This is a genomic window from Parabacteroides provencensis (genome assembly GCF_900232875.1).
GTDB lineage: Bacteria > Bacteroidota > Bacteroidia > Bacteroidales > Tannerellaceae > Parabacteroides > Parabacteroides chinchillae.
Genome location: NZ_LT960492.1, coordinates 175,721 through 188,900, shown reverse-complemented (window position 1 = coordinate 188,900; position 13,180 = coordinate 175,721). Strand labels below are relative to the sequence as shown.

Sequence of the window (13,180 nt, the reverse complement as noted above, 5' to 3'; positions counted from 1 at the left end):
CAAATATATTGAGCTTATAAGAAATCATCCCGATGTTTTTACTAAAACATCGGGATGATTTTATAAAATGATCGGGAAGATTTATTTGAGTTCTAATTCTACAACATAATCTATGTCGGTTGGAACTTCTGCCAGTTTCAAAAGCACTCCCTGCTTATCTTGTGTGAATCTGACAGGAGTTTTGTCTTTGAATAAAACGGCTTTTTGAACTTTTTTATCTGTAATAGGCAAGAATAATCCTTTATCTTGCAGCTCAAGAATGTGGACATATAATTTATTGTCCTTTTGAGTTGTTACTCCCCAGTCACGAGGAGCAACCAATCCACCGCGGGTACCATAAATTGTTTCACTGTAAACCTTCATCCAATCACCCATTTCTTTCAGACGTTCCACTGATACGGCAGGTAATGCACCATCCGGTTGCGGGCCTATATTCATTAATAAATTGGCATTCATTCCGGCTGCCCTTACCAGATAATGTATTAATGTTTTAGGAGATTTATAATCCTGGTCTGTGATCTTGTATCCCCACATGCCATTCATCGTATTACAAGTTTCGAGAGGAAGGTGGCTGATGTCCTGACCGGAAAGACCTGCTGTGTTTTCTCCTGGAAGGTCGCGTTCAAATATTTGGATATCCTCACCTGCAAAAGGAGTAATGTGGTGGTTGTTACCAATCAGACAAGCCGGCTGTAGCTTATGAATGTTTTCATACATTCCGGGGAATTGCCAGTCGAAATCCGGATCCTGGTCATGATCCCACCAGCCGTCAAACCATATTGCGCCGATTTTTCCGTAATTGGTCAGTAATTCTGTAAGTTGGTTATTCATGAACTGGTAGTATGTTTTCCATTCTCCGTGCGTGGTTCTTCCTGTTCCACGGCCGGTACGTCCCAACGGATAATAATCATCCCGGTACCAATCCAGTAACGAATAATAAAAATGAAGGTTTATACCTTGTTTATGACATTCTTCTGCCAGTTCCTTGATAATATCACGCTTAAACGGAGTTGCCTTTACAATATTATAATCTGTATATTTACTATTGAAAAGTGAAAAACCATCGTGATGGCGGGTTGTGATACAAATATACTTTGCCCCCGAAGCTTTTATTGCCGATACCCATTCTGCAGCATTAAAATTAGATGGATAGAAACCACCAGCCAGTTTGGCATATTCTTTATAGTTCAGGTCCTTATTCGTCATGATCCATTCGCCATCGGCAAGCATGCTGTAGAGGCCGAAATGAAGGAATATTCCAAATTTGTTATCCTGAAACTCTTTCCGCGCTTCCAAATTTTCTTTGGTTGGAGTGTAACCTGGCTGGGCGGTAGCCGGGAATGCTAGGCTGGCTGCCATTAGCAGACTCATAATTGATTTTTTCATTATTATGTGAATTTGTTGTTATGTGAACAAAGGTATAACTTTTATCTGTATTAATCAATACGAATTTTATACCTTTGCAATACTAAAAAGGATAGTTTGTGGAAGAATATTTGAATCAATTAAATGAAAATCAAAGAGAAGCGGTAATGTTTTGCGAAGGGGCATCTCTTGTTGTTGCCGGTGCAGGTTCCGGTAAAACAAGGGTACTTACTTATAAAATTGCCTGGCTGTTACAGCAAGGGTTACCGCCTCAGAGTATTTTAGCTCTGACTTTTACCAATAAAGCCGCACGGGAAATGAAAGAACGTATTGCGGCTATCACCGGCGAACAAGTGGCCAGACGCTTGTGGATGGGTACTTTCCATTCTATATTTTCACGTATTCTTCGTTATGAAGCAGAATATATCGGCTATCCGTCTAATTTTACAATATATGATGCATCCGATTCAAAGAGTCTTCTGAAGGCAATTATAAAAGAGATGCAATTGGATGATAAGGTGTATCGTCCCGGAATGGTTCAGAACCGTATTTCCAATGCAAAAAACGCATTGATAACGTGGAAAGCTTACGAACAGAATAAAGAGTTGGTAGAAAGTGATATAAATGCAAAGATCCCTTTGCTGCGCGAAATATATAAGCGTTATCAGAGCCGTTGCCAACAATCCGGAGCGATGGATTTCGACGATTTATTATTACAGACGAATATTTTATTTCGGGATCATCCGGCCATATTGGAAAAATACCGCAGGCATTTTCAATATGTATTGGTTGATGAATACCAAGATACGAATTTTGCACAACATTTAATTGTACAACGTCTTTGCGAAGAACATGGACGTATTTGTGTAGTGGGAGATGATGCACAGAGTATTTATTCATTTCGCGGGGCGAATATTGATAATATATTACAATTCAAGAATATATATCAAGGATGCCGTATCTTTAAACTGGAACGTAATTATCGTTCGACACAGAACATTGTCAATGCAGCCAATAGTTTGATAGATAAAAATAAAGAGCAGATACGAAAAACTGTTTATTCGGAAAATGAAGAGGGGAACAAGGTTGCAGTAATCGCTTCCTATTCCGATTATGAAGAAGCATACGCTGTTGCTGCCAGAATAAGCGAAATGAGGATGAACGGCCCAAAGTATGATTATGCAGATTTTGCTATATTATACAGGACGAATGCGCAATCACGTATTTTGGAAGAGGCTCTTCGTAAACGGAATATACCATATAAGATATATGGAGGTTTGTCATTCTATCAACGGAAAGAGATTAAGGATGTTATTTCTTATTTTCGTTTGATTATAAATCCGCATGATGAAGAGGCATTAAAGAGAGTGATTAATTATCCGACTCGTGGAATTGGCGATACAACAGTCAATAAACTTGTGGCTGCCGCCAGCCAGCATAATGTAAGTATGTGGACTGTATTACAGGCGCCTTTGGAATATGCTGTCTCTATAAATAGCGGAACTTCCAATAAATTAACCGCTTTCCGTGAATTAATTGAAGGATTTATTGAACAGGATAAAACCCTCTCAGCAGAAGATATGGCTGCACTTGTGGTAAAACAAAGCGGCATTATCAATAATTTATTGCAAGACCGTTCGGTGGAAGGAGTTAGTAAAACAGAGAACGTTCAGGAACTACTGAAAGGTGTTGCCGAGTATTGTGAAATAAGAAAGGAAGAAGGTGTTGAGCAAGTAACTTTAGCCGGTTTTCTTGCAGAAGTAGCTTTGCTGACCGATCAGGATAATGATAAAGAGGAACAGGCTAATAAAGTTACAATGATGACAGTGCATGCAGCCAAAGGTTTGGAATTCAGGAATGTTTTTGTTGTCGGGTTGGAAGAAGATTTATTCCCATCTCAATTGTCAAAAGATAATCCGCGCGCAGTGGAAGAGGAGAGACGTTTGTTTTATGTGGCTATAACCCGCGCAGAACAAAATTGTATTTTGACTTATGCTAAAAGCAGATATCGTAACGGACAAAGTTCAATATGTTCACCAAGCCGTTTTTTGAAAGATATTGATGGCCAGTATCTGGACATACCGTCATCGTCTGTAAACTCGTTTGATATTTTCGCATCTATGAGAGATAAATATCAGCAACGTCCGGCATTTACCTCTCCATTCCAACAACCCCAACCTTCTCATTTGACTAAAATCGAATCTGCAACTATAAGTACGTCGTCTGTAGCAAATGTAGACTTGTCCGGTTTGGTTGTAGGTGCCAAAGTTCGCCATGACCGTTTTGGCGAAGGAGAGGTTATGGCGATAGAAGGTACTGGAGGTAATGCTAAGGCATCGGTTGACTTTGTTCATTTCGGTCAGAAACAATTATTACTTAAATTTGCTAAACTAACTGTATTATAAATATTTGGGACATCCCGGATTTTGATGCCGACCAAATTGCAGCCGGTTGCCTACCATGTTCTATTTTAATGCTAACCCTGATAAAAGAAGACTGGCATGCAGATTTGTTATTTTGATTGTTTTAATGGTTGCAACAATGGAATTGTTATAAGATTTTCATACATTTGCCAGCTAATTATGGATAAAAGAGAACTAAATGATTGATATAAACAAAATCCCGTCACCTTGTTATGTGATGGAAGAACGTTTACTTCGGAATAACCTGTCCCTGATTAAAAGTGTAAAAGAGCGTGCCGATGTGAATATAATCCTTGCATTTAAGGCGTTTGCCATGTGGAAATCATTTCCTATTATTAGAGAATATATCCCTTATTCCACGGCAAGTTCTAAATATGAAGCGCAGTTGGCTTACGAAGAGATGGGAAGCAAGGCGCATACGTATTCTCCTGCTTATACAGAAGCGGATTTTCCTGTTATTCTGAAATATAGCAGTCATATTACATTTAATTCCCTTTCGCAGTTTGAGCGTTTTTATCCAATGATACAAGCTGATGGTAATAAAGTCTCATGTGGATTACGTATTAATCCGGAATATTCGGATGTGGAAACGGAACTCTATAATCCTTGTGCTCCCGGTTCACGCATGGGAGTTATAAGTGAATTGTTAGGCAATAAATTGCCAGAAGGAATAGAAGGATTACATTTTCATACATTATGCGAATCTTCATCTTATGACCTGGAGAAGACATTGATGGAGGTGGAGAAGCGCTTCGGCCGTTTTCTACCTTATATAAAATGGCTTAATATGGGTGGAGGCCATTTAATGACGCGAAATGGGTATGATACGGAGCATTTAATTGGTCTGTTGAAATCATTTAAAGCAAAATATCCGAATCTGGAGGTTATAATGGAGCCGGGAAGTGCGTTTGCCTGGCAAACAGGATTTTTGCTGACAACTGTTGTGGATGTTGTAAAAAATCATGGCATCAAAACGGCTATTATTGATGCATCATTTACTTGTCACATGCCTGATTGTTTGGAAATGCCTTATAAACCGGTTATTCGTCAGGCGGTGGATCCGGGAGAAGGCAAATTTAGCTATCGCATAGGTGGTAACAGTTGCTTGAGTGGCGATTATATGGGCGACTGGTCATTTGACAAACCTTTGGTTGTAGGCGACAAACTTATATTTGAAGATATGATTCATTATACAATTGTTAAGACAACTATGTTTAACGGTATTCCGCATCCCTCTCTAGCTTTATGGAGCAAAGAGGATAAATTGGAAGTTTATCGTACTTTCGGTTATGAAGATTATAAAAACCGGATGAGTTAATAAAAAAAGTAGTACTTTAGCGGTGTTGTTCAATCAGATATAAATTAAGTATTTAAATATGGGTATATTTAGCTTTTTCAGTAAAGAAAAGAAGGAAACTTTAGACAAAGGATTATCTAAAACGAAAGAAAGCGTATTTTCCAAAATTACCAGGGCTGTAGCAGGTAAGAATAAGGTGGATGACGAAGTATTGGATAATTTGGAAGAAGTATTGATAACATCGGACGTAGGTGTAGATACAACATTGAAAATTATTTCCCGCATTGAAAAAAGAGTAGCTCAGGATAAATACGTTAATACACACGAGTTGACTGCTATATTGCGAGATGAGATAGCTAGTTTACTTACAGAAAATAATACAGAAGATGCTGATGGTTTTACTATACCCGAAGAGCGTAAACCATATGTTATTATGGTTGTTGGGGTGAATGGTGTGGGAAAAACCACAACTATAGGAAAATTGGCTTATCAGTTTAAAAAAGCCGGTAAAAATGTATATTTGGGTGCAGCCGATACCTTTCGTGCAGCCGCTGTTGAACAGTTGGTTATTTGGAGCGAACGTGTAGGTGTACCTATTGTGAAGCAAAAAATGGGATCTGATCCTGCTTCTGTGGCATTTGATACATTAAGTTCTGCCAAATCAAATAACGCGGATGTTGTTATAATAGACACGGCCGGACGTTTGCACAATAAGATAAATCTGATGAACGAGCTTACCAAAATTAAAAATGTAATGAAAAAAGTTATTCCAGACGCTCCTCATGAAGTTTTATTGGTTTTGGATGGTTCTACAGGACAAAATGCCTTTGAACAGGCAAAACAATTTACAGCGGCAACAGAAGTAAATGCGCTTGCCGTAACTAAGCTGGATGGAACAGCCAAAGGTGGTGTAGTGATTGGTATTTCCGATCATTTCCGTATTCCGGTAAAATATATTGGCTTAGGAGAAGGTATCGAAGATTTACAGGTGTTCCGGAAGAAGGAATTTGTAAATTCATTATTTGGAGAATGAGAAAAAATAAGGTAGACGTTATAACATTAGGTTGCTCGAAGAACCTGGTGGATTCAGAGCAGATTATGCGTCAGTTTGTAGCCAATGGCTACACAGTAGAGCATGACCCTCATAAAATTAATGGTGAAATAGTCGTTGTAAATACATGTGGATTTATTGGCGATGCTCAGGAAGAATCTATTAATATGATTCTTGAATTGGGAGAAGCGAAGAAAAAAGGAAAGATAGGTAAGCTGTTTGTTATGGGATGTCTGTCTGAACGTTTTATGAAAGATCTGCAGAAAGAACTGCCCGAAGTAGACCATTTTTACGGAAAATTTAACTGGAAACAACTTATATCTGATTTAGGTAAATCTTATAACAAGGATTTATCTGCCGACCGTGTGCTTACGACCCCCAGCCATTACGCATATCTTAAAATTGCAGAGGGTTGCGATCGCACATGTTCTTATTGCGCCATACCTATCAGTACCGGACATTACCAATCTTTACCTATGGAAACTATTGAGGAAGAAGTGCGTTTGCTCGTCCGGCAAGGGGTAAAAGAATTCCAGGTAATTGCTCAGGACTTAACTTATTATGGGCTTGATTTATATAAGCGATATGCTTTACCGGAATTGGTAGAACGTATATCCGATATACCGGGAGTGGAATGGATACGTTTACATTACGGTTATCCGGCTCATTTTCCTTACGACTTATTGCGCGTAATGCGTGAGCGTGGGAATGTGTGCAAATATATGGATATTGCTCTTCAACATATTAGTGATAATATGTTAAAGCGGATGCGTCGTAATATTACTAAACAGGAGACGTACGACCTTATACAACGAATGAGAGAAGAAGTTCCCGGCATTCATTTAAGAACAACATTGATGGTTGGCCATCCGGGCGAAACGGAAAAAGATTTTGAAGAATTGGTTGAATTTATCCAGAAAATACGGTTTGAACGTATGGGAGCTTTCCCATATAGCCATGAAGAAGGTACATATGCATATAAACGTTACCAAGACGAGATTCTGCAGGAAGTGAAAGAGGAACGGCTGGACTATATAATGCGTATTCAGGAACGTATTTCTTCTGAAATAAATACCTCAAAAATTGGTAAAACGTTTAAAGCTATTATAGACAGGGAAGAAGACGATTTCTACATTGGACGTACAGAGTTTGATTCCCCGGAGGTTGATCCAGAGCTTTTGATTAACAAAGTCAATCGGCTAACCTTAGGCGAATTTTATAATGTAGAAGTCGAAGATGCACAGGCTTTCGACCTGTATGGCAAAGTGTTAGGTTGATATAAAAACTGTCAATAAGTTTGTCGGTTTACAAAAAAATAACTAATATAGCAGCTGAATCTAGATTTATGGAAAGTATGAAAAACAAAGAATTGATAGAGGAGGTTGCTAATAAATTAAACTGGACTGCACAAGATACTGCGGAAATGTTGTCTGCTTTCAATTCTATTTTGGGATCTAAATTAATCGATAACGATTCTATATATCTTTCGGGCTTTGGACAGTTTGAAATAAAAAAGAAAACGGAGCGGATTTCTGTTAATCCTGCAAATGGAAAACGTTATTTAGTACCTCCTAAATTAGTTCCGGTATTCAAACCGGGAACCACAATTAAAACAAAACTTAAAGAATTGAGTGATAATGAATAGCCGGCTCACAATACAAGATATGGCCGGTTTGCTTGCAGAGTATACTGGTAAAGATAAAAAGGAAACAGAACGTTTTCTCAGGGTGTTGGTTTCGGTTGTGATGGATGGTGTTTTTACCGATAAATCCGTTAAGATAAAAGGGTTGGGAACATTTAAAATCATAGCTGTAGAAAAACGTGAAAGTATCCACGTAAATACAGGGAAACGTTTTTTAATTCCGGAACATTATAAGTTTTCATTTCTTCCTGATAAGGAACTAAAAGAGTTGGTAAATAAACCTTTTTCATTCTTTGAAACAACAGAAGTTAATGAAAATGTGGATTTTTCTGATACAGACCAGTCTAATGACGATGATTCGGATAGAGAAGCAGAAGATGAATCTGTAGAGGAAATAATACCGGAAGAAAGAATTATTGACGAAAAATTTCCAACAACTCCCTCAGAGTCTGTAGTAGATATTCTTCAAAAAGAAGAACAGATAATAGAAACTTCTCAGGAGTCTTTAGAGGAGGTGGTAGTTGAAAAAAAAGAAGAACAACAAGAGGAGCAACAAAAAACTCCAGAAGCTGAAGTGCCGCCTATTGAACCTATTGAAGATGTATCCGGATCTGAAAAAAGAGTAAATGAATATGCCGATTATCCGGATTATTCTTTTCAGGAAGTTATGCGTGAAGATTACGACCGTAACGAGCACTCTTTTTTGAAACGGATGATTATCGTACTTTTTACATTCGTCTTGGTTGGTATTGTTGGCGTATATCTGTTTTTTGATTTCAAGCCATTTTTTACCTATAATTATAGTAATGGCAATAGCTCCTCTGAAATAGAACAGAAAGAAGAGCCTGGTAATGCAATACTTTCGGATTCATTGGATATGGCAGTAGTCGATTACAATGATACCTTGGATGTAACGTCAGCAGATACAATGACCGAAAAAATAGAAATACCCGAAAAAGAGTCGGTTAAGATAAAAGAGACCGTACAAGCTACAGCAAAACCTGCGAAAAATGATTTGGTAAAAGTCAAGATCAAAGCAGGTGACCGTTTGACATTGATAGCTCTTGAACATTATGGTCATAAGATTTTCTGGGTATATTTATATGAGCATAACAAAAATGTCATTGCAGATCCGAATAATGTTCCTGTCGGCACTGAAATAGTTATTCCCTTAGCAGAACTTTATGGTATAGATGCACATAGCAGTACTTCGATTGCTAAAGCTGCTGCTCTTCAAACTCAAATATTATCCGGAGGAAAATAAAAAGCACCTTTTTTAAGTAAAATAAAACAAAACGACAATATGCAAGTTAGTATTATTTAACTGCAAAAGTGAAGCTTACGAATTTAACATTTCTAATTTTGTGCATCTAAAAAAAGTAAAGCAAAAAACAGTAACAACAAAATAAAGAAATTCTATGAGTCAGACAGTAGACATTCGTGAGTTGAATGAGCGAATTGAAAGCAAAAGTTCGTTTGTGAACATGATTACGATGGGTATGGACCAGGTTATTGTTGGTCAGAAACATTTAGTTGAATCATTATTGATAGGTCTGCTTTCAGACGGACACATCCTGTTGGAAGGTGTTCCTGGTTTGGCAAAGACCTTGGCTATTAAAACGATGGCATCGTTGATTGATGCGAAATACAGTCGTATCCAGTTTACTCCGGATTTGCTTCCGGCTGACGTAATCGGTACAATGATTTATAGTCAGAAAAGCGAAGAATTCCAGGTAAAACAAGGCCCGATCTTCGCTAATTTTGTGTTAGCTGATGAAATTAACCGTGCTCCGGCAAAAGTTCAGAGTGCGCTTTTGGAAGCCATGCAAGAACGCCAGGTCACCATCAGTGAGCATACTTACAAACTACCGCAGCCGTTTTTAGTAATGGCTACACAAAACCCGATCGAGCAGGAGGGAACTTATCCATTGCCAGAAGCACAGGTAGACCGTTTCATGTTGAAGGTTATTATTAATTATCCGAAAAAAGAAGAGGAAAAATTAATTATCCGTCAGAATATAAGTGGTGCAAGACCTGAAATTAAACCGACACTTTCCAAGCAAGAAATAATTGAAGCACGCAATATTGTTCGTGAAGTCTATCTGGATGAAAAAATCGAACGTTATATTGTAGACATTGTATTTGCTACCCGCTTCCCTCAGGAACACGGATTGGCAAATTTATCCAACATGATTTCATTCGGAGCTTCTCCACGTGCTTCTATTAATTTAGCTTTGGCTGCCCGGGCTTATGCGTTTATTAAACGCAGAGGTTATGTTATACCGGAAGACGTTCGTGCCGTATGCCACGACGTAATGCGCCACCGTATCGGCTTGAGTTATGAAGCTGAAGCAAACAACTTGACCTCCGAAGAAGTTATCAGCGAAATTTTGAACAAGATTGAGGTTCCCTAATTATTGATACGTTCGGAAGAAATTCCGATTCCTTTCGGGAGAAATTCAAATTTCATCCGAAAGGAATAAAAAATCAGTTTAATAATTAAAGGAAACGAAACAATGGAAACTAGTGAACTATTAAAGAAGGTTCGTCGGATTGAAATAAAGACCCGTGGTCTGTCACGTAATATTTTTGCCGGCCAATATCATTCGGCATTTAAAGGTCGTGGTATGGCATTCAGCGAAGTACGTGAATATCAATACGGCGATGATATTCGGGACATCGACTGGAACGTAACCGCGAGATATGTTCGTCCTTATATCAAAGTATTTGAGGAAGAGCGCGAACTAACGGTGATGCTGCTGATAGATGTATCCGGAAGCCGGGAGTTTGGTTCCGTAAACGTAATGAAGAAGGAAATCATTACGGAGATAGCTGCAACATTGGCGTTTTCTGCCATACAGAATAACGATAAGATAGGTGTTGTTTTTTTCTCCGATAAGATAGAAAAGTTTATTCCACCCCAGAAGGGTAAAAAGCATATCCTTTATATCATTCGTGAACTGATTGACTTCCAGCCGGAAGATACAAAAACAGATATTAGCCAAGTACTGAAATATCTGACAAATGCAATCAAGAAACGTTGTACTGCATTCGTTATTTCCGACTTTATTAATAAGGGAAGTTTCAAGGATGCACTGACAATAGCTAATCGTAAGCATGATGTAGTTGCTATCCAGGTGTATGATCGTCGTGAGGCAGAACTTCCTAATGTTGGACTAATGAAAATTAAGGATGCAGAAACCGGTTTGGAACAATGGATTGACAGTTCTTCTGCTCGTGTTCGCGATGCTTACCAGGAATGGTGGCAACAGCGGCAGAGTGAAATGAGTGATTCATTTAAGAAATGTCGAGTGGATTCTGTTTCTATCCGCACGGAAGATGATTATGTGAAAGCATTGATTGCTCTATTTGACAAACGTAATTAAAGCGAACTAATGAAACTGATAAAGAAAGGCATACTGTTTATTTTACTGACTACTTCCCTGGTGGGCGGGAAGGTTTATGCGCAGAAAACCTTGATAGATGTTGCAATCGATTCGGCTGCCATATTAATCGGTGAACAGACAGTATTACATCTGACAGTGACGACGGATAAAGACCGTCCTGTACAAATAGTTATTCCTAACGATACGTTGACGACTGGCGTAGAAGTGTTAAACCTTTCTAAGCCGGATTCTGTGGATATTGAGAATAACCGCTTGTTAATTAAACAAGATGTATTGATAACCTCGTTTGATTCTTCCTTATATTTATTGCCGCCGCTGAAGGTGATAGACGGTTTAGATACCATTTATTCGAATCAGGTCGCACTAAAGGTTTCTACTATACCTGTTAATGCAGATAAACCGGAAGAGTTTAATGATATAAAGGATATATGGAAGCCTCCTTTTGTCTTGGCGGACTATTATCCGATCATTTATGGGGTGTTGCTAACTTTATTCCTGATCTGCGTAATTGCTTACGTTATCAAACGTCTGCGTAGCAAAAAATCGCTGATACCGTTTAAGAAGCCGGAACCAAAACTTCCGCCTCACGAACAGGCTATAAAGGAACTGGACGAAATTAAGCAACAGAAATTATGGCAGCAGGGACGTAACAAGGAATATTATACTTTGATAACGGAAACGTTGCGTAAGTATGTTGTTGAACGTTTTGGCGTCAATGCAATGGAAATGACTTCTGCAGAAATTCTGGATGTGCTCCGTGATGAAGCAGATGCAAAACCTGTATTAAATAACTTAAAGCAGATTTTGCAGTTGTCTGATTATGTAAAATTTGCAAAGATGCATCCGCTACCTGATGAAAATGATCTAAGCATGACTAATGCATACACATTCATTAATCAGACAATACGTGTGGAAGAAGTTGCTACTCCTGAAGCTGAAAAAGCAGAGGAAGTACCAGGAGAAAAGAATGATTCAAATATAATGAAAGAAGAAAAATGATATTTGCAAATCCCCTATATCTGTATTTATTGTTGTTACTCATCCCGATGATCGGATGGTACATTTACAAACTACGCAAAAGTCAGGCAAGTTTGCAGGTTTCCTCTTCTGAGGCGTTTAATGTACCGGGAGTAACATCATGGAAAGTATATCTGCGTCATATCCCTTTCGTTTTAAGAATGGCTGCTGTTGCAATACTTATTGTGGTTTTAGCTCGTCCGCAGTCAACAAATAGCTGGCAAAATTCATCAACAGAAGGTATAGATATAATACTGGCAATGGATATTTCCGGAAGTATGTTGGCTCAGGATTTGAAACCTAACCGTTTAGAAGCTGCCAAAGATGTAGCGGCATCTTTTATAAACGGCAGGCCGAATGATAATATTGGTTTGGTTGTTTTTTCGGGAGAAAGTTTTACTCAGTGTCCGTTAACTACGGATCATACAGTTTTGCTGAATCTTTTTAAGGATATACAAAGCGGTATGATACAAGACGGAACTGCTATTGGTTTAGGACTGGCTAATGCCGTTAGCCGCATTAAAGATAGTCAGGCTAAATCAAAAGTAATTATACTTCTGACTGATGGCTCAAATAATGCAGGAGAAATAGCGCCGGTAACTGCTGCCGAAATTGCCAAGACTTTTGGCATACGTGTATATACAATCGGCGTAGGAACAAAAGGCATGGCTCCATATCCGTTCCAAACGGCATTTGGTATTCAATACCAGAATATTCCGGTAGAGATAGATGAACCGACATTAAAGCAGATATCGGCAACAACAGGCGGTCAGTATTTCCGTGCTACGGATAATGCGAGCCTGAAAGAGATTTATTCTGAGATTGATAAGATGGAAAAAACAAAAATCAGTGTACAGGAATACAGTAAGAAACAGGAAGAATATAAGAACTGGGCCTTATTGGTATTTGCTTTGTTACTGGTGGAAGTTTTGTTGAGAAATACATTATTGAGAAATATACCATAAAATAAAAAAGGCT

General features: G+C 38.5%; 11 protein-coding genes. 10 read left to right on the top strand and 1 reads right to left on the bottom strand.

Going from position 1 to position 13,180, the window contains the following annotated elements:
- Positions 1-81 precede the first annotated feature (81 nt).
- Entirely contained in the window at positions 82-1,386 is a 1,305-nt protein-coding gene (locus CTY47_RS15525; protein WP_099465695.1) for an alpha-L-fucosidase, read from the bottom strand.
- Between the two features lie 98 nt (positions 1,387-1,484).
- Here CTY47_RS15525 and CTY47_RS15520 point away from each other — a divergent pair, with 98 nt between their 5' ends.
- The 10 genes from CTY47_RS15520 (at position 1,485) to CTY47_RS15475 (ending at position 13,167) form a co-directional block, all read left to right on the top strand.
- Positions 1,485-3,770 carry an ATP-dependent helicase gene (locus CTY47_RS15520; RefSeq protein WP_099465694.1) on the top strand — a complete coding sequence of 762 codons (2,286 nt, stop codon included), beginning with the start codon at positions 1,485-1,487 and terminating at the stop codon, positions 3,768-3,770.
- 196 nt (positions 3,771-3,966) lie between these two features.
- A complete protein-coding gene (gene nspC / locus CTY47_RS15515; protein WP_099465693.1) occupies positions 3,967-5,106 on the top strand; it encodes a carboxynorspermidine decarboxylase in 1,140 nt (379 codons plus the stop codon).
- Between the two features lie 58 nt (positions 5,107-5,164).
- Positions 5,165-6,118, top strand: coding sequence for a signal recognition particle-docking protein FtsY (gene ftsY, locus CTY47_RS15510; RefSeq protein WP_099465692.1), 954 nt, complete (start codon positions 5,165-5,167; stop codon positions 6,116-6,118).
- Positions 6,115-7,413 carry a 30S ribosomal protein S12 methylthiotransferase RimO gene (rimO, locus tag CTY47_RS15505; RefSeq protein ID WP_099465691.1) on the top strand — a complete coding sequence of 433 codons (1,299 nt, stop codon included), beginning with the start codon at positions 6,115-6,117 and terminating at the stop codon, positions 7,411-7,413. The genes ftsY and rimO overlap by 4 nt, the downstream gene beginning before the upstream one ends.
- A gap of 77 nt (positions 7,414-7,490) precedes the next feature.
- Complete coding sequence (locus CTY47_RS15500; RefSeq protein ID WP_099465690.1) at positions 7,491-7,781, top strand: HU family DNA-binding protein; 291 nt, start codon at positions 7,491-7,493, stop codon at positions 7,779-7,781.
- Positions 7,774-9,042 (top strand): HU family DNA-binding protein, encoded by a 1,269-nt coding sequence (locus CTY47_RS15495; protein ID WP_099465689.1) that lies wholly within the window; start codon positions 7,774-7,776, stop codon positions 9,040-9,042. Before CTY47_RS15500 ends, CTY47_RS15495 begins: the two co-directional genes overlap by 8 nt.
- Before the next feature lie 154 nt (positions 9,043-9,196).
- Positions 9,197-10,192, top strand: coding sequence for an AAA family ATPase (locus CTY47_RS15490; RefSeq protein ID WP_099465688.1), 996 nt, complete (start codon positions 9,197-9,199; stop codon positions 10,190-10,192).
- Positions 10,193-10,294: 102 nt separating this feature from the next.
- Positions 10,295-11,164, top strand: coding sequence for a DUF58 domain-containing protein (locus CTY47_RS15485; RefSeq protein ID WP_099465687.1), 870 nt, complete (start codon positions 10,295-10,297; stop codon positions 11,162-11,164).
- A gap of 9 nt (positions 11,165-11,173) precedes the next feature.
- On the top strand, positions 11,174-12,184 hold the full coding sequence (locus tag CTY47_RS15480; protein WP_099465686.1) for a hypothetical protein: 1,011 nt from the start codon (positions 11,174-11,176) through the stop codon (positions 12,182-12,184).
- On the top strand, positions 12,181-13,167 hold the full coding sequence (locus CTY47_RS15475) for a vWA domain-containing protein (RefSeq protein ID WP_099465685.1): 987 nt from the start codon (positions 12,181-12,183) through the stop codon (positions 13,165-13,167). Before CTY47_RS15480 ends, CTY47_RS15475 begins: the two co-directional genes overlap by 4 nt.
- The last annotated feature ends 13 nt before the right edge of the window (positions 13,168-13,180 follow it).

Bases quoted from the DNA above. Each gene is read 5' to 3' on its own strand.
- CTY47_RS15525 (WP_099465695.1), bottom strand. From the start codon at position 1,386: ATGAAAAAATCAATTATGAGTCTGCTAATGGCAGCCAGCCTAGCATTC.
- nspC (WP_099465693.1), top strand. From the start codon at position 3,967: ATGATTGATATAAACAAAATCCCGTCACCTTGTTATGTGATGGAAGAA.
- ftsY (WP_099465692.1), top strand. From the start codon at position 5,165: ATGGGTATATTTAGCTTTTTCAGTAAAGAAAAGAAGGAAACTTTAGAC.
- rimO (WP_099465691.1), top strand. From the start codon at position 6,115: ATGAGAAAAAATAAGGTAGACGTTATAACATTAGGTTGCTCGAAGAAC.
- CTY47_RS15500 (WP_099465690.1), top strand. From the start codon at position 7,491: ATGAAAAACAAAGAATTGATAGAGGAGGTTGCTAATAAATTAAACTGG.
- CTY47_RS15495 (WP_099465689.1), top strand. From the start codon at position 7,774: ATGAATAGCCGGCTCACAATACAAGATATGGCCGGTTTGCTTGCAGAG.
- CTY47_RS15490 (WP_099465688.1), top strand. From the start codon at position 9,197: ATGAGTCAGACAGTAGACATTCGTGAGTTGAATGAGCGAATTGAAAGC.
- CTY47_RS15485 (WP_099465687.1), top strand. From the start codon at position 10,295: ATGGAAACTAGTGAACTATTAAAGAAGGTTCGTCGGATTGAAATAAAG.
- CTY47_RS15480 (WP_099465686.1), top strand. From the start codon at position 11,174: ATGAAACTGATAAAGAAAGGCATACTGTTTATTTTACTGACTACTTCC.
- CTY47_RS15475 (WP_099465685.1), top strand. From the start codon at position 12,181: ATGATATTTGCAAATCCCCTATATCTGTATTTATTGTTGTTACTCATC.